This window comes from Bacillus sp. JAS24-2 (genome assembly GCF_008274905.1).
Lineage (GTDB): Bacteria > Bacillota > Bacilli > Bacillales > Bacillaceae_G > Bacillus_A > Bacillus_A cereus.
The window spans coordinates 3,395,329-3,412,746 of the sequence record NZ_CP031068.1 but is presented as its reverse complement, the minus strand read 5'-3'; the positions used below and the strand labels follow the sequence as shown (position 1 = coordinate 3,412,746).

Below are 17,418 nucleotides of genomic sequence, written 5' to 3'. Positions count from 1 at the left end.
GTGTATGGAGTGGGGAATGTATCCTTACCGTTAGATTATGTTGTAATTGATTTTGAAACAACAGGATTTAACCCTTATAATGATAAAATTATTCAAGTTGCAGCAGTGAAATATCGTAATCATGAATTAGTAGATCAATTTGTTTCATACGTGAATCCAGAGCGGCCAATTCCGGACCGAATAACGAGTTTAACAGGTATTACTAATTATCGCGTTTCAGATGCACCGACGATTGAAGAAGTGTTACCTTTATTTTTAGCATTTTTACATACAAATGTTATTGTGGCCCATAATGCTTCTTTTGATATGCGCTTTTTGAAAAGTAATGTAAATATGCTTGGGTTGCCTGAACCTAAAAATAAAGTAATTGATACTGTATTTTTAGCAAAGAAATACATGAAGCATGCGCCTAATCATAAACTTGAAACGTTAAAACGAATGCTTGGAATTCGTTTAAGCTCTCATAATGCATTTGACGATTGCATTACGTGTGCTGCTGTTTATCAAAAGTGTGCAGCTATTGAAGAAGAAGGGAAACGAAAAGTAAATAAGGCTATGCTTGATGAAACTGCGGTATATGAAGCGGTGAAAGAAATACTTGCATGTAATAAACGTAATGTAGAATGGCTATGTTGTATGAACGTAGGAAGTTATTTAGATATAAAAGCTTTTTATCCAGTTATGAGATTAAAGGTAAAAGGGCGAAAGAAATATGTATTAACAGAGATATTAGAAGAAGATGTGAAAGAAATATGTACAAGTTTAAAATGTGAACCGGCGTTAAAAAGTGAAGTTGGTAATACGAGAATTATGCTTAATAGCTTAGAGGATGTTATGAAATTAGAAAGTTATATTTTAGAGCAGTATGATTTTGTATTACAGGCGCTTCATGATTATAAAGAAAATGAAATGAATGCAGATGAAAAGTTGAAAGAGTATTTAAATATTATGGTATAAAAAACTCCGTGTGCAATATATTGTACACGGAGTTTTTTAGGAGTACTAAAACATAAAATTTTCTTGCAAATCTGATTAAAGAGTTTTTTGTTTGCTCATACTATGTAATAAGAAAGCGAAGGAGAGAGGGTGAACAACATGAGAAGAAGTCGCCGTAAATCGTTTGAAGAACTTGTAAATGAAAATAAACAACAATTATTAAGCGATCGTGAGGCAATTGATCGCATTGAAGAGCGCATTGAAAAACGTTATGAAATGAAACTTTTTAAGCAAGCTGAATAATTCTTAACACTAGTACGATACTAGTGTTAAGGAGGCGATAGTAATGGGTAATCCGAAAAAAAATTCAAAAGACTTTGCACCGAATCATATTGGAACACAATCAAAAAAAGCTGGTGGAAATAAAGGAAAGCAAATGCAAGATCAAACAGGTAAACAACCGATTGTTGATAATGGTTAAAGAAAAGGAGAATATTACATTCTCCTTTTTTATGTATAAATTTGAGGAAAGATAGGTAATTTAAGATGGTGTGTATATACAATATTAGGAGGGAAGTACATGCCAAATCCAGATAATCGAAGTGACAACGCTGAAAAGTTACAAGAAATGGTGCAAAATACAGTTGATAACTTTAATGAAGCAAAAGAAACAGCGGAACTTTCTAATGAAAAAGATCGTGCTGCTATTGAAGCAAAAAATCAAAGACGTTTAGAAAGTATTGACTCATTAAAAAGTGAAATCAAAGATGAATCTTAACAAAATGTACAAAAAGGGCTGACTTTTGTCAGCCCTTTTTCGTAATCGTAAAGTTTTCAACAAGTAAACGCCAATTTTGTGGAAATGGCAAGCCAATCTTCCAATAACTAATACCGCCAATGCCCTGCTCTTTCATTAAATTGAATTTACTTTGAATAGACCTCGCATCTTCAAACCAAACTTCATGTTGTACGCCATTTTCGTCAAAGTAATTAAAATGTGGAGCTTGAGCTGTGAAATCATAGCGGATAGGAACATTATATTTACGAGCAAGTGCAACAGCTGCGACAGAGCTAACTGCTTTTGCTGGTGGATTCCCTTGTTTGAACGGAAGTTTCCAATCGAATCCGTATAAGTTTTGCCCCATCATAATTTTTGGGGGAGGCATTTGAGATTTTGCGTATTGAAGTACTTCTTTTACAGGACCGATAGGAGAGATTGCCATTGGTGGCCCGCCCTGCCAACCCCAGTCATATGTCATAATGACGACGAAATCAACAATTTGCCCTTGCGCTTTATAATCATGGGCTTCGAAAAATTTTCCCTTTTGATTTGAACTTGTTTTCGGTACGAGAGTTGTGCTTAATGTGTACCCGCTAGGTAAGCGTGTTTTTACATTTCGTAAAAAGCGATTATACGCCTCGCGGTCTTCGGGTGCTACACTCTCGAAATCGAAATGAATGTCTCGCATGCCATATTTTTCAGCTGTTTGCAAAATGTTAGTAATAAATTTGTTTTGAATCGTTGCGTCGCGTAAAATAACCGATGTTAGATCGGCACTGAAATTACCATTTTCAATATTTGTAATAACGAGCATAGGGATTGTTTGCCCTTGCGTTGCAATATTAGCAATTTTAGCTGTTTCAGTAGGTTCTTTTAATGTGCCATCTCTTTTTGCCTCAAAACTAAAATAAGCTAAATATGTTAAAAATGGATTGATGGCACGTGTAGCATTAACTAAACTCTCTTTAATCGGTATAGTGGAAGGTTGTAAATAAGCGATGGATTCTACAGCTCGTTTTGTGCCTTTTGGTACATATAATTGTTGTCCGACATGGAGAATAGATTTTAAAGATAAATTATTAACTTTAGCTAAACTGGCGAGGGGGACATTATATGTTTGAGAAATCCGATAGAGGCTGTCACCAGGCTGTACATAATAATTATTTCCTTTCGTATTAACGATAAGTGCCTGACCAACAACGAGCGTTTCAGCGGGATTTAGTCCATTGTCTTTTACTATTTCGTCAGGTGTTGATCCATATTTTGATGCCAAGCTATATACGCTATCACCGCTACGAACCGTTACAATTTGAATCATATGCTTGCTCCTTTCGGGAAAAGATTCACTATTTTTATTTTATTTTTGATGTCACTGTATTATGATTAAATGTATGCAAGGTAGCAGAAGTGAAAGAAGGCGAATATACATATGTTTGTAGCAGAACATGAAGTTGAAATCCGTTATGCGGAAACAGATCAAATGGGTGTTGTTTACCATTCAAACTACTTAGTGTGGCTTGAGTTAGGTCGCACGAAACTTATACAAGATTTAGGTTTTTCATATGTTGAAATGGAGAAAGAAGGAATTATTTCTCCTGTGTTAGATTTACAAATTTCATACCGTAAAGCGATGCGTTACGGAGAAAAAGCAATCGTAAAAACATGGGTAGATACTGTGAGCCCACTTCGCGTTGTATATGGATATGAAATATATAATGGTGATGGTGAACTTTGTATTACTGCAAGTACGACGAATATTTGTGCGAAAAAAGAAGGGTTCCGCCCTGTATCATTTAAAAAGTTATATCCTGAGTGGTATGCGAAATATGAGGAAATTAAGAAAAAATAAAAAAGCGTGGCAGAAGCCACGTTTTTTTATTTTTCATAATTAAATTGTGGGAAGTCGTCACCTTCGTTAAGTGTAACAGATAAATTATGTCCATCGAAGAACCATTCATCATCGCCTTCAATAAAGAAGTTAATACCTTCTTCTTGAATTTGAACAGCAGGATGTGCAGGATCATCTTTACGAATCCCTAAAGAAAGTCCTTTTTGCACAGTACTGCAACCACCGTATTGTACGAAAAAGCGTAGTGTTTCATTTGATTGTAAGTTTAATTCATTTTTATACCATTGTGCTGCTTCTTTTGTTACGGAAAGATTCATGTATAGTTCCTCCAAATTATGTTGCTTTTTCTTTAGTATAAAAAATAACGCAAAAAGACGCTATTAATATGCTTCACGTTTTCTTTTTGCGTTATGTGGGTTACGATCTTATTTTTGCTTTTTTGAAAAGTTTGCTTTTGGTTCAGTTTTATTTATAATTCGTCCGATATTTGCACGGTGTTTATAAATAACCATACCTGCTAATAAACACATCGCAATAATGAAGATTTTATCCCCGCTAACAATGGATGCAATAACAGCAACAACTGCTGTTACCATAGAAGAAAGTGATACGTATCTTGTTGTAAATAAAAGGGTGAAAAATACAACAGCCAATATTGCAAAAACAACTGGTGAATAGCATAATAGCACCCCAGCAGAAGTTGCAACTGCTTTACCACCGCGGAATTTCGCGAAGATTGGATAGACATGTCCAAGAACAGCCGCTAACCCGAACCATAGTGGATGAATATCTAATCCGAAAATCATTGGTAGACTTGTTGCTAATGTCCCTTTTAAAATGTCAGCAATTGTAACGGTAAAACCTGCTTTTTTCCCTAATGTGCGGAATGTGTTTGTTCCGCCTAGATTACCGCTCCCGTGCTCACGAATATCGATTCCGTAGCCGATTTTTCCAACAACTAGTGCAAATGGAATCGAGCCAAGTAAGTAGGCAACGATAAATAAAAGATATGTAGTAACCATAAGTTCAGTCTCCTTTATTCAAATGTGTTGATAAAGGGTAAAAAGAGTTTTTCCCGTATATTGTACCATACATTTGTAAAGAGCACATTTCTTTTTTGTAAATGAAAAATTCATTATTTCGTGAAAAAAATTTCACAGTAATGTTACATTTCTCACAGAAACAGTAAGACTATATGTAGTAACATTTTAATCAAAAGATAACAACATATTGGTGGAGGGTTATAAATGTTACAAAATAATACACGTGGAGAAGAAGAATTAATGAAAGTGTTTGAGACAATAGTCCACGGCAATGAACAAGATTTGATGCAAGAAAATGCAAATGTAGACGGCCGCTCTCCAATGGGCGTAATGGGAACGTTCGCATCTGAGAGTGCAAAATATTATGCTGTTGAGAATTTATTGTCAGATCAAGTGAAAAAAGCGATAAATGAAAATATATTATATCCACATGATTTAGATTTTTATGCAACAGGAACGACGACTTGTTCACAAATTCCGTTAGCGCAAATGCTTGCTAACGGTTTTCATACTGGACATGGACATATGAGACAACCGCAAGACATTAAAAGTGCATTGGCTCTTTCGTCTATTATTTTTCAAGCGAATCAAAATATGCAGCATGGTGGTCAATCGTTTGCACTCTTTGATATTGATTTAGCACCTTATGTACGAAAAACAATTGAGAGACATAAAAAACGATTACAATCATATCCGCTTACGAAAGAACAAATAGAAGAATTCGCATGGAAAGAAACGGAAAATGATACGTATCAAGCGTGTGAGGCTTTCGTTCATAATTCGAATAGTATGCATAGTAGGGGCGGAGGACAAGTACCGTTTATTTCTATTAATTACGGAACAGATACATCAAAAGAAGGAAGAATGTTAATTAAACAACTTTTAAAAGCGACACAAGCTGGACTTGGTAAAGGAGAGACACCGATTTTTCCGATTCAAATTTTCAAGATGAAAAAAGGTGTGAATTTTGAAGAAAGTGATCCGAACTACGATTTATTTGAATTAGCATTAGAGACAACGGCTGAACGATTGTTCCCTAACTTTTCATTTTTAGATGCTCCGTTTAATGCAGTACATTATGATGGAAGACCAGAAAGTGAAGTATGTTACATGGGATGTCGTACCCGTGTTATGTCTAATATACATGGAGAAGAAACAGCGATTGGTAGAGGGAATTTATCATTTACGTCTATTAATTTAGTGAAATTAGCGTTAATTAGTGGTTCAAAAGAAGCGTTTTTTGAAGCGCTAAACTATTATTTAGATTTAGGAATTAAGCAGCTATTAGAAAGATATGCGTATCAATGTACGAAGCGAGCAAGAGATTTTCAGTTTTTATATTCACAAGGTGTATGGCGTGGTGGAGAAACGTTGCAGCCTGAAGACTCCGTAGCCTCGATTTTAAAACAAGGGACGTTAAGTATTGGTTTTATCGGTCTTGCGGAATGTTTAGTAGCTTTAACAGGAAAGCATCATGGGGAAGATGGAGAATCATGGAAACTTGGGTATGAAATTATTTCCTTTATGAGAGATAGAATGGATAAAGCGACAGAAGAACATCAACTGAATTTCTCAGTAATTGCAACTCCAGCAGAAGGATTATCAGGGAAGTTTGTGAAAAAAGATAGAGAAGAATTTGGTGAAATTAACGGTATAACGAACCATAATTACTATACGAATTCATTCCATATTCCAGTTTATTATAACATTCAAGCGATAAATAAAATCCGTTTAGAAGGCCCGTTCCACGCTCTCTGTAATGGAGGACACATTACTTATATTGAACTAGATGGAGCAGCAATGCATAACAAAAAGGCATTAAAACAAATTGTACAAGCCATGGCAGAACATGGCGTTGGATACGGTTCAATTAATCATCCTGTTGACCGTTGTAAGTGCTGTAGTTATCACGGGGTTATTGGGAATGAATGTCCAAGTTGCGGGAATAAAGATGAGGCTAATATAGAAAGAATTCGCCGTATAACAGGCTATCTTGTAGGAGATATGTCGAAGTGGAATAGTGCGAAACGTAGTGAAGAGATAGATCGGGTGAAACATAAATGAAAGTGATGAATATTATTCATGATAGTGTAGTAGATGGAGAAGGATTGCGGACAGTCGTGTTTTTTGCGGGCTGTCCGCATCGTTGCGTTGGTTGCCATAATCCGAAATCGTGGAATATTTGCAATGGAACGGAAATGACAGTAGAAGAAATTGTGAAAGAGATTGCAAGTAATCCATTAACTGATGTAACATTTTCAGGTGGAGATCCATTTTTTCAAGCTGCTGAAGTGAAAAAGGTAGCAAAAATCGTGAAAGATTTGAAAAAAAACCTATGGATGTATACAGGTTATACGTTAGAAGAGATACAGAGTTCTCAAAATAATGATATGATAGAGTTGTTACATTATGGGGATGTTTTAGTCGATGGAAGGTTTGAAATTGAGAAAAAAGATTTAACACTTCCATTTCGCGGAAGCTCCAATCAACGTATTATTCGATTGAAAGAGTAAAAAGGCGGGATAGATTATATGAATAAAACAGTATTGCTTGTTGAAGATGAAAGAAGATTACGTGAAATTGTTAGTGATTATTTTCGTAATGAAGGCTTTGAAGTAATCGAAGCAGAAGATGGAAAAAAAGCGTTAGAGTTATTTGCAGAGCATGAAATTGATTTAATTATGTTAGATATTATGTTACCGGAAATAGATGGATGGTCTGTTTGTAGAAGAATTAGAAAAGAATCAGCAGTACCAATTATTATGTTGACAGCACGTTCGGATGAGGATGATACATTGCTAGGTTTCGAATTAGGTGCAGACGAGTATGTAACGAAACCATTTAGCCCGAAAGTATTAGTAGCTCGCGCAAAGACGTTATTGAAACGTGCGGATGGTGCGGTAGGAGTAGCGGAAGAAAATGCTATGTCTTTAGCTGGAATAGAAGTAAATCGTCTATCTAGAACTGTTTTAGTAGATGGAGAAGAAATTATATTGACACATAAAGAATTTGAACTTCTTGTGTATTTAATGGAGAACAAAGGAATCGTGTTATCACGTCAACATTTATTAGATCAGTTATGGGGATATGACTATTACGGTGATGACAGAACGGTTGATACCCATATTAAAAAACTTCGAAATAAGCTAGGAGATAAAGCGAAGCATATCGGTACTGTTATTCGAGTTGGTTATAAATTTGAAGAATAATCTAGAACGATTTGTGTAATTTAGCCTAGGGAAATGGCGATTTTATACTCTCTTTTGAAGGTAGAATGTACAAAAAATACTTTTTTTGTCTACAATGTTAGATAGGAGTATTTTTTTAATTAGATTTCACGATGAGTTCACAAGAAGGACACAAAACGTGACTATACTGAAAATACGAATTCACCAGAGAGGGGAAATAAAACATGGGATATTACGACGGACCAAATTTAAATGAAGAGCATAGTGAAACGAGAGAAGTGAGAAAATCAGGTAGTAAAAAAGGCTATTTCTTCACAGGTTTAGTGGGGGCTGTAGTCGGAGCGGTTTCGATTAGTTTTGCAGCACCATATATGCCATGGGCTCAAAATAATGGAGCGCCAGTATCATCATTTAGTTCGGATTCAAAAGTAGAAGGTACTGTAGATCCTGTTGTAAATAAAGCGAAAAATGAAACTGATTTACCTGGTATGATTGAAGGGGCGAAAGATGTTGTTGTAGGTGTTATTAATATGCAACAAAGTGTTGATCCATTTGCAATGCAACCGACAGGTCAAGAACAACAAGCTGGTTCAGGATCAGGTGTTATTTATAAAAAAGCAGGGAATAAAGCATATATCGTAACAAACAACCACGTAGTAGATGGTGCAAATAAACTTGCTGTAAAACTAAGTGATGGTAAAAAGGTAGATGCAAAGTTAGTAGGGAAAGATCCTTGGTTAGACTTAGCTGTTGTTGAAATTGACGGGGCTAATGTGAATAAAGTTGCAACTTTAGGTGACTCAAGTAAAATCCGCGCGGGTGAAAAAGCAATTGCAATCGGTAACCCACTAGGTTTTGATGGAAGTGTAACGGAAGGTATAATCAGTAGTAAAGAACGTGAAATTCCAGTTGATATTGATGGCGATAAACGACCAGATTGGCAAGCACAAGTTATTCAAACAGATGCAGCGATTAACCCTGGTAACAGTGGTGGTGCATTATTTAACCAAAATGGTGAAATAATTGGGATTAATTCAAGTAAAATTGCACAACAAGAAGTTGAAGGAATTGGCTTTGCTATTCCAATTAATATCGCAAAGCCAGTTATTGAATCACTTGAAAAAGACGGAGTAGTGAAACGTCCAGCCCTTGGAGTAGGTGTCGTTTCATTAGAAGATGTGCAAGCTTATGCAGTCAATCAATTGAAAGTACCGAAAGAAGTAACTAATGGTGTTGTATTAGGTAAAATTTACCCAATATCACCGGCTGAAAAAGCTGGTTTAGAGCAATATGATATTGTAGTAGCATTAGATAATCAAAAAGTAGAGAATGCGCTTCAATTCCGTAAATATTTATATGAAAAGAAAAAAGTAGGCGAGAAAGTAGAAGTTACATTCTACCGTAACGGTCAAAAAATGACGAAATCGGCTACTTTAGCAGATAATTCAGCTACAAAGAATCAATAATCGAAATAAAAGAAAGTCTCTTTCATATTGAAAGAGACTTTCTTTATCGGCTATACTAAAGGAATAGGAGGGATTAATTATGACAATTGAAAACCCAACTCGTACGGAAATTGGTGAAGTGTTAAAGAAAAGCAAAACAATTGCGGTTGTTGGATTATCAGATAAGCCAGAACGTACATCGTATATGGTTTCAAAAGCAATGCAAGATGCTGGATACCGCATTATTCCAGTTAATCCAACAGTAGATGAGGTGCTTGGAGAAAAGGCAGTTTCTTCACTAAAGGATATTAAGGAACACGTTGACATAGTAAATGTATTTCGTCGCTCAGAGTTTTTAATGGATGTTGCAAAAGAATTTGTAGAGATTGATGCAGATGTTTTTTGGGCACAATTAGGAGTACAAGATGAGGATACATACAAATTTTTAAAAGAAAAAGACTATACTGTAATAATGGATCGTTGTATTAAAGTAGAACATGCGATGACAAAATAGTATAGATTTAAAGGTAGAAAGATTGATTCAGCCCTCATTATAGATAAGTAGGGCCGATGAACGAGGTGTTCATCATGAGATTTTTTAAAGGCTGTTTTTGGGGGTTGTTATTTGTAATCCCATTTTGGATCTTGATCATTTGGATCATAATAAAGGTTTGGAATGTGTAATCTTGGAATACATATCCATTTCTCGTTGACAAACGATTATTTTTCTGAAATAGTAGCCTAGAGGAATCCTTGTGAGAAAACAAGGATTTTTCTATTGAAAATGGTATATAAAAGAGATAAGATAACTTGCCAAAACTATAGTCGAGGCGTTATTCTATAATAGAAACATATGTTCTGATTTTGGATTAGGAAAGGGGCAAGGAGTTTGGCGAAGCATCAGTTCCAATATAATGAAGATGCGATTCAAGTGTTAGAAGGACTTGAAGCCGTTCGAAAACGCCCGGGTATGTATATCGGGAGCACGGACAGCCGTGGATTGCATCATTTAGTATATGAAATAGTAGATAACTCCGTTGACGAAGCGTTAGCGGGATTTGGCGACGAAATTTCAGTCGTAATACATAAAGATAATAGTATTAGCGTTATAGATAAAGGGCGAGGAATGCCTACGGGAATGCATAAACTTGGGAAACCTACACCTGAAGTTATTTTAACTGTACTTCATGCCGGTGGTAAGTTTGGTCAAGGTGGTTACAAAACGAGTGGTGGTTTGCACGGTGTTGGGGCATCGGTTGTAAATGCCTTATCAGAATGGTTAGTCGTAACGATTAAGCGTGACGGAAATATTTACGAACAACGCTTTGAAAATGGCGGTGTTCCTGTAACGACGCTTGAGAAAATCGGGAAGACGAAAGAGTCTGGTACTACGATGCATTTCAAACCAGATACAACGATTTTCAGCACAACAAATTATAATTATGAAACATTATGTGAGAGATTACGTGAATCTGCATTCTTATTAAAAGGAATGAAAATCTCAATAAAAGATGAACGAAATGATTTAGAGGATGTATTTCATTATGAAACGGGAATTGAAGCTTTCGTTTCATATTTAAACGAAGAAAAAGATTCCATTCATCCAGTTGTATATTTCACTGGTGAACAAAATGGAATTGAAGCAGAACTAGCATTTCAATTTAACGATGGCTACTCAGAAAACATTTTATCGTTTGTAAATAACGTACGTACAAAAGATGGTGGAACACACGAAGCTGGATTTAAAACAGCGATGACGCGTGTGTTTAACGAGTATGCTCGTAAAGTAGCACTATTAAAAGAAAAAGATAAAAACTTAGAAGGCACAGATATTCGTGAAGGTGTAGCGGCTATCGTTTCGGTACGTGTACCAGAAGAAGTGCTTCAGTTTGAAGGGCAAACGAAAGGGAAACTAGGTACAAGTGAAGCGCGTTCTTCAATTGATGCCATTGTATCTGAGCATTTAGCATACTTTTTAGAAGAAAATCCTGATGTAGCTACACTTCTTGTGAGAAAAGCAATTAAAGCAGCACAAGCCCGTGAAGCAGCCCGTAAAGCAAGAGAAGAAGCGCGTAGTGGTAAGAAAAAGAAAAAATCAGAAGGTACGTTAAGCGGGAAATTAACACCTGCACAATCACGTAACCCGCAAAAAAATGAACTGTACCTAGTAGAGGGTGACTCTGCCGGTGGTTCTGCGAAACAAGGACGAGACCGACGTTTCCAGGCCGTATTACCGTTACGTGGTAAAGTAATTAATACAGAAAAAGCAAAGCTTGCTGATATCTTTAAAAATGAAGAGATTAATACAATCATTTATGCGATTGGCGGCGGTGTAGGAAATGAATTTGATGTTGAAGATATTAACTACGATAAAGTTGTAATTATGACCGATGCCGATACGGATGGGGCTCATATTCAAGTATTGTTATTAACGTTCTTCTACAGATATATGAAGCCACTTATCGAAGCTGGTAAAGTGTTTATCGCACTTCCTCCTTTATACAAAGTAAGTAAAGGAAAAGGTAAGAGTGAGGTAATTGAATACGCTTGGTCAGATGAGGAATTAGACGGTGTAACGAAAAAAGTTGGAAAAGGCTATATGTTACAACGTTATAAAGGACTTGGTGAAATGAATGCGGATCAATTATGGGAAACAACAATGAATCCTGAAACGCGTACATTAATTCGCGTGAAAATTGATGATGCAGCAAGAGCAGAGCGTCGCGTTACAACATTAATGGGCGATAAAGTAGAACCGCGCCGTAAATGGATTGAACGTAATGTACAGTTTGGTATGCAAGAAGAAGGAAATATTTTAGAAAATGAAATGATTATGGAGACGGAGGTGGAATAACATGCAAGCAGAGAAGTTTCATGACCTCCCGCTTGAAGACGTGTTAGGTGATCGCTTTGCACGTTATAGTAAATATATTATTCAAGATCGTGCACTTCCAGATGCACGTGATGGCTTAAAGCCAGTACAAAGACGTATTTTATATTCTATGTATGTAGAAGGTAATGTACATGATAAAGCGTTTCGTAAATCAGCTAAAACAGTAGGTAATGTTATCGGTAATTATCATCCACATGGAGATTCCTCTGTATATGAAGCAATGGTACGCTTAAGCCAAACTTGGAAAGTACGTAATGTTTTAGTTGAAATGCATGGTAATAACGGTAGTGTTGATGGGGACCCAGCGGCAGCGATGCGTTATACGGAAGCTCGTTTATCACCAATCGCATCTGAATTATTACGTGATCTTGATAAAGAAACAGTTGAATTCGTGTCAAACTTTGATGATACGAGTGAAGAACCGGTTGTATTACCAGCAGCGTTCCCGAATTTATTAGTGAACGGGTCTACAGGGATTTCCGCTGGTTATGCAACAGAAATTCCTCCGCATCATCTTGGAGAAGTTATTGATGCTACAATGATGCGTATTGATAAGCCAAATAGTACTGTTGATGATTTATTAACAGTTATGAAAGGACCAGATTTCCCAACAGGCGGTATTATTCAGGGGATTGATGGTATTAAAAAGGCGTATGAAACAGGTAAAGGTAAAATTATTATTCGCGGAAAAGCAGAAGTTGAAACAGTGCGCGGTGGGAAACAACAAATTGTAATCACTGAAATTCCTTACGAAGTGAATAAGGCAAATCTTGTAAAGAAAATGGATGAATTACGTCTAGATAAAAAGTTAGATGGTATTGCTGAAGTGCGTGATGAGACAGATCGTACTGGTTTACGAATTGTTGTTGAATTAAAGAAAGAAGCAAACGCCGAAGGTATTTTAAATTATTTATATAAAAATACAGATTTGCAAATTCCATATAACTTTAATATGGTAGCGATCAATAATCGTCGTCCAACACTTATGACATTACCGAAAATTTTAGATGCTTATATTGGACATCAAAAAGAGGTTATTACGAGACGTTCGCAATATGAATTAAGAAAAGCAGAAAATCGTCAACATATTGTAGAAGGTTTAAAGAAAGCATTATCGATTTTAGACCAAGTAATTGAAACAATTCGAGCTTCAAAAGATAAACGTAACGCGAAAGATAATTTAAGTGCAAAATTTGGCTTTACAGAAGCACAGGCAGAAGCAATTGTTTCCTTGCAATTATATCGCTTAACGAATACAGACATTACGGCGTTACAAGAAGAAGCAGATGAGCTTAATAAGAAAATTATTGAGCTACAGGCAATTTTACAAAGTGAAAAAAGATTACTTCAAGTAATTAAAACAGATTTAAAGAGAGTTAAGAAAACATATAGTGATGATCGACGCGCAATTATTGAAGATCAAATCGAGGAAATTAAAATCGATGTAGAAGTGATGATCCCACAAGAAGATGTCATCGTTACTGTAACGAAAGAAGGATATGTGAAACGTACTGGATGGCGCTCACATAATGCCTCAAATGGCAAAGACTTCGGTATGAAAGAGGGTGACATCTTACTTGAACGATTCGATACGAATACGACAGAGACAGTCCTCTTATTTACGAATAAAGGCAACTATATATATCTGCCAGTATACGAAATGCCAGATATTCGTTGGAAAGATTTAGGTCAGCACGTTGCTAATATCGTTTCACTCGACCGGGATGAAACAATCATTTGGGCAACGGTTGTACCGAACTTTGAGGAAGAAAAACGATTTATCGTATTTGTAACAAGAAATGGTATGATAAAGAAAACAGAATTAAATCAATATAAAGTTCAGCGTTATTCAAGGGCATTCGTTGCTGTAAACTTGAAAAAAGATGATGAAGTTGTCGATATATTTGCGACAGATGGAACGAGTGATATCGTTCTTGCTACACACGGTGCATATGCACTTATTTTCCATGAAGATGAAGTAAGTCCAGTCGGTGTAAGAGCTGCTGGCGTGAAAGCAATTAATTTAAAAGAAGATGACTATGTCGCTTCTGGTAAACCGTTAAATGGTGACAAAGATCAACTTATTCTCGTAACACAGCGCGGTGCTGTAAAACGTCTAAAAGCATCAGAAATTGAAAAATCAACGAGGGCGAAACGAGGTCTTGTTATTTTCAAAGAATTAAAACGTAATCCGTACCGCATTGTCGGTATTGAAATTGTTCGGGACGATGAATTAGTTTACATGAAGACAGAGAAAAACATTGTAGAAGAGATTGATCCGAAAGCGTATCGAAATAAAGACCGGTATAGTAATGGTAGCCTAGTGCTAGATGTTAATGATACTGGTGAAGTAGTAGAAACGTGGACGAAGAAAAGACCAGAATAAAGAGGGCATCTTGCTATGAATAATAGCAAGATGCTTTTTTCTAGGCAATTTATTATGTAGATAATAATAATCTTGTTATAATAACTGAATGAAATCGTTCTCATAAAGTGAAACTTTAATCAATGGGGATTTTCTTTATCCACACTGATTATTAGTTGAACCAATCGGGCTTTAACAAGCAGTTGATTTCTCACCTAATTCCTTAGCTTTCGCTGAATTTTTGGTTAGGAATCTTACTGCCTGTTAAAGCGGGACAAATGGAGGGGCAACATGAAAAAAATAGGTGTAGGGATTGTAGGATTTGGTTTTTCTAGTACGACATTTCATATCCCACTATTACAAACGATAGAAGAATATGATATTCGTGCTGTATTATCCTCAAAAGAAGAGGTAGTAAAAGAAACATTACCAAATGCTAATGTTGTTAGTACAATTGATGAATTGGTGAAGCGAGCTGATGTTGACTTAGTTGTTATTACATCACCTAATACAACTCATTTTCCATATGTAAAAGAAGCAATTTTAAACGGTAAGCATGTTGTTGTAGAAAAACCATTTGTTGTCTCAATTGAAGAAGGGGAAAAGCTTATTTCATTAGCAGAGCAGCATAATGTAATGTTAAGCGTATATCATAATCGTCGTTTTGATAATGATTTCTTAACAATTAAGAAATTGTTAGGAGAAAACAGAGTAGGGAATGTATACGCATATGAATCGAATTTTGATCGTTTCCGTCCACATGTACGTGATCGATGGAGAGAAAAAAATCTACCAGGCTCCGGTATATTATACGATTTAGGGTCGCATTTAATTGACCAAGCGTTATCAATATTCGGGAAACCAGATGCGATAAGTGCAGATGTAATAAAACAACGACCAGGTGCAGAGGTGGATGATTATTTCCACATAGTACTTCATTACGGAGTTAAACGTGTCATTTTACGTAGTAGCAGTTATGTGAAAAAAGCTGGACCGCATTTTATAGTGCATGGAGAGAAAGGTTCTATCGTGAAGTACGGTATGGATTCGCAGGAAGAGCAATTAAAAAATGGAATGAAGCCAGGTGATAACGGTTATGGAGTAGACGATGAAGAGAATTTTGCTACTTTAGAAACAGAAGAAAACTTAGAGCGTATTCCAACAGAAGTCGGTTGTTATGACAATTATTATAAAGGTGTGCGAGATAGTATATTAAATGGTGAGAAACTACCTGTAACAGCAAAAGAAGGTTTAGATGTTATTAAACTGATTCAATTAGCGATTGAAAGCAGTGAAAAAGGTAGAGTCATTTCTATAAAATAAAAAGACACGAAATTCGTGTCTTTTTTATTAGGAATATGTGAATATGATTAATTATTTAGTTTAGTCGTTTATCATACATTAATTGGATTTGTATGCCATAAGGATCTTCAATAATACCATATGCTTCACTAAATATATTTTTTTCTAGCGGAGAGATTATTTTTACATGCTTATCGGAAATTAAATTATTATAAAACCTTTGTATTTCTTCTAAATTAGCGCTTTGAATGCAAAGTGACATGTTATTTCCAACGTTATAACGTTCATTAGTATTCATTGTATCTTCTGCTATCATTAGCTTTGTATTCCCAATTTGTAAAACAGAGTGAGCAATATGATCTTTATTTTCACTTGTAATTTTAAAAGAACTATCTCTTTTCGCCAGTTCTTCATACGTAACAATCATTAATTTTTTGGCTTCTAAATTACGTGTATAAAAGTTAATCGCCTCCTTTGCTTGCCCGTTCATTGAGAGAAAAATAGCTATTTCTAATGTCATAAATTCACAACTCCTTTATTAGTTAATAATTATAATATAGACTAAAAAGGTTTCAATACATGATACCTTTTTGGGAGGGAAATATGAAAAAAACTGAACGAATAAATGACATGCTTATTTTCTTAAATAATAAAAGATATTTTAATTTAAAAGATTTAATGGCTAGATATGATATTTCTAAAAGTACAGCTTTACGAGATATTCAATCATTGGAAGAAATAGGTGTACCCATATATTCTGAACTAGGTAGAAATGGAAGTTATAAAATTATAGAAAATAGTGTGTTATCGCCAATTTATTTTAGTGTGGATGAAATGTATGCGTTATACTTTTCGATTCTTACGCTAAATGGATACAAGACAAAACCATTTAATGTAGAAAGTATTGCGCTTGAAAATAAATTTAAACATGTATTACCTGATAATGTGAGTAAAAATATTTCAATTATGGAACGAACGCTTTCCTTTGAAGTAACAAATCATAGTAATTTTAGTCCGTTCTTAAAAGAAATTTTACAGGGAATTTTTGCTGAGCGAGTTTATTATTTAACATATTTAAAAAAAGGTGAGGAGCAAGCGTTGGTTGCCCAATTTATTCGAGTAGAATCTAAATTTGGCCAGTGGTATGCTAAAATCTTTAATTTTGAGACAAATGGTGTTCAAATAATTAGATGTGATAAAATTCTTTCTATTGAGGAAACAAGCAACACGAATTCAAAAAATCTTGAAGAACTATTAAGTTATCTTACAAACTTTCACAGAAAACCTGATGCAATTGATTTTAGTGTCATTGTTAATCAAAAAGGAAAAGATATTTTTGATAAAGAGAATTATCCTTCCATGAGGATACAAAAAGAAAATGAAAATTATAGTATAACAGGCTATTTTAACAAGCAAGAAGTTGAGTTTATTTCAAGTTATTTTCTAAATTTTGGTGAAACGATTATTTCAATTCAGCCTGTGATGCTAAAAGAGTTAATCTATAATAAGGTGTTATCTATAAAGCAGCATTTAACTTCTTTAAGATAAAGTTAGTTTTAGTCATTTTTTGATATGAAAAAGCCCTTGCGATTTAAATATCCAAAGGGCTTTTTGGT

18 protein-coding genes are annotated in these 17,418 nt (G+C 35.3%); 14 read left to right on the top strand and 4 right to left on the bottom strand.

The genetic code is table 11. From position 1 onward, the window contains the following. The first annotated feature begins 9 nt into the window (after positions 1-9). The 4 genes from DN407_RS17545 to tlp all read left to right on the top strand — a co-directional run bounded on the left by DN407_RS17545 (position 10) and on the right by tlp (position 1,714). A complete protein-coding gene (locus DN407_RS17545) occupies positions 10-957 on the top strand; it encodes a 3'-5' exonuclease (protein WP_149216527.1) in 948 nt (315 codons plus the stop codon). Positions 958-1,095: 138 nt separating this feature from the next. Next, a complete protein-coding gene (locus DN407_RS17540; protein WP_001254703.1) occupies positions 1,096-1,239 on the top strand; it encodes an FbpB family small basic protein in 144 nt (47 codons plus the stop codon). A gap of 43 nt (positions 1,240-1,282) precedes the next feature. After that, positions 1,283-1,417, top strand: coding sequence for an acid-soluble spore protein SspN (gene sspN / locus DN407_RS17535; protein ID WP_000527987.1), 135 nt, complete (start codon positions 1,283-1,285; stop codon positions 1,415-1,417). Between the two features lie 99 nt (positions 1,418-1,516). Further along, complete coding sequence (tlp, locus tag DN407_RS17530; protein WP_001133511.1) at positions 1,517-1,714, top strand: small acid-soluble spore protein Tlp; 198 nt, start codon at positions 1,517-1,519, stop codon at positions 1,712-1,714. A 28-nt stretch (positions 1,715-1,742) separates the two neighbouring features. Here the strand turns inward: tlp and DN407_RS17525 are convergent, their stop codons facing one another. Then, positions 1,743-3,035, bottom strand: coding sequence for a glycoside hydrolase family 18 protein (locus tag DN407_RS17525; RefSeq protein ID WP_149216526.1), 1,293 nt, complete (start codon positions 3,033-3,035; stop codon positions 1,743-1,745). 111 nt (positions 3,036-3,146) lie between these two features. Between DN407_RS17525 and DN407_RS17520 the strand changes: the two genes are divergently transcribed. Next, complete coding sequence (locus tag DN407_RS17520; protein ID WP_000495812.1) at positions 3,147-3,566, top strand: acyl-CoA thioesterase; 420 nt, start codon at positions 3,147-3,149, stop codon at positions 3,564-3,566. A gap of 26 nt (positions 3,567-3,592) precedes the next feature. On the opposite strand, the gene DN407_RS17515 is transcribed toward DN407_RS17520, so the two are convergent. Further along, complete coding sequence (locus DN407_RS17515; RefSeq protein ID WP_001054453.1) at positions 3,593-3,883, bottom strand: HesB/YadR/YfhF family protein; 291 nt, start codon at positions 3,881-3,883, stop codon at positions 3,593-3,595. Between the two features lie 108 nt (positions 3,884-3,991). After that, complete coding sequence (gene plsY / locus DN407_RS17510) at positions 3,992-4,588, bottom strand: glycerol-3-phosphate 1-O-acyltransferase PlsY (RefSeq protein WP_000258974.1); 597 nt, start codon at positions 4,586-4,588, stop codon at positions 3,992-3,994. Between the two features lie 225 nt (positions 4,589-4,813). Here plsY and DN407_RS17505 point away from each other — a divergent pair, with 225 nt between their 5' ends. The 8 genes from DN407_RS17505 (at position 4,814) to DN407_RS17470 (ending at position 15,823) form a co-directional block, all read left to right on the top strand. Next, the gene (locus tag DN407_RS17505) at positions 4,814-6,673 is read left to right on the top strand and encodes an anaerobic ribonucleoside triphosphate reductase (protein WP_000940073.1); all 1,860 of its coding nucleotides are present in this window, start codon (positions 4,814-4,816) and stop codon (positions 6,671-6,673) included. Further along, positions 6,670-7,122 carry an anaerobic ribonucleoside-triphosphate reductase activating protein gene (gene nrdG / locus DN407_RS17500; protein WP_000867078.1) on the top strand — a complete coding sequence of 151 codons (453 nt, stop codon included), beginning with the start codon at positions 6,670-6,672 and terminating at the stop codon, positions 7,120-7,122. Before DN407_RS17505 ends, nrdG begins: the two co-directional genes overlap by 4 nt. Positions 7,123-7,140: 18 nt before the next feature. Continuing rightward, on the top strand, positions 7,141-7,818 hold the full coding sequence (locus tag DN407_RS17495; protein ID WP_001044679.1) for a response regulator transcription factor: 678 nt from the start codon (positions 7,141-7,143) through the stop codon (positions 7,816-7,818). 203 nt (positions 7,819-8,021) lie between these two features. Then, entirely contained in the window at positions 8,022-9,263 is a 1,242-nt protein-coding gene (locus tag DN407_RS17490) for a S1C family serine protease (RefSeq protein WP_149216525.1), read from the top strand. A 79-nt stretch (positions 9,264-9,342) separates the two neighbouring features. Then, positions 9,343-9,756: a CoA-binding protein gene (locus DN407_RS17485; protein ID WP_000151387.1), complete on the top strand. Its 414-nt coding sequence runs from the start codon at positions 9,343-9,345 to the stop codon at positions 9,754-9,756. Positions 9,757-10,131: 375 nt separating this feature from the next. Beyond that, positions 10,132-12,096 (top strand): DNA topoisomerase IV subunit B, encoded by a 1,965-nt coding sequence (gene parE, locus DN407_RS17480; protein WP_001062202.1) that lies wholly within the window; start codon positions 10,132-10,134, stop codon positions 12,094-12,096. A 1-nt stretch (position 12,097) separates the two neighbouring features. Further along, the gene (gene parC / locus DN407_RS17475; RefSeq protein ID WP_001147463.1) at positions 12,098-14,521 is read left to right on the top strand and encodes a DNA topoisomerase IV subunit A; all 2,424 of its coding nucleotides are present in this window, start codon (positions 12,098-12,100) and stop codon (positions 14,519-14,521) included. 270 nt (positions 14,522-14,791) lie between these two features. Continuing rightward, positions 14,792-15,823: an oxidoreductase gene (locus DN407_RS17470; RefSeq protein ID WP_000719773.1), complete on the top strand. Its 1,032-nt coding sequence runs from the start codon at positions 14,792-14,794 to the stop codon at positions 15,821-15,823. Positions 15,824-15,878: 55 nt separating this feature from the next. On the opposite strand, the gene DN407_RS17465 is transcribed toward DN407_RS17470, so the two are convergent. Beyond that, positions 15,879-16,322: a VOC family protein gene (locus DN407_RS17465; RefSeq protein WP_044795286.1), complete on the bottom strand. Its 444-nt coding sequence runs from the start codon at positions 16,320-16,322 to the stop codon at positions 15,879-15,881. Between the two features lie 59 nt (positions 16,323-16,381). Here DN407_RS17465 and DN407_RS17460 point away from each other — a divergent pair, with 59 nt between their 5' ends. Beyond that, complete coding sequence (locus DN407_RS17460; RefSeq protein WP_098283880.1) at positions 16,382-17,350, top strand: helix-turn-helix transcriptional regulator; 969 nt, start codon at positions 16,382-16,384, stop codon at positions 17,348-17,350. Positions 17,351-17,418: the final 68 nt, after the last annotated feature.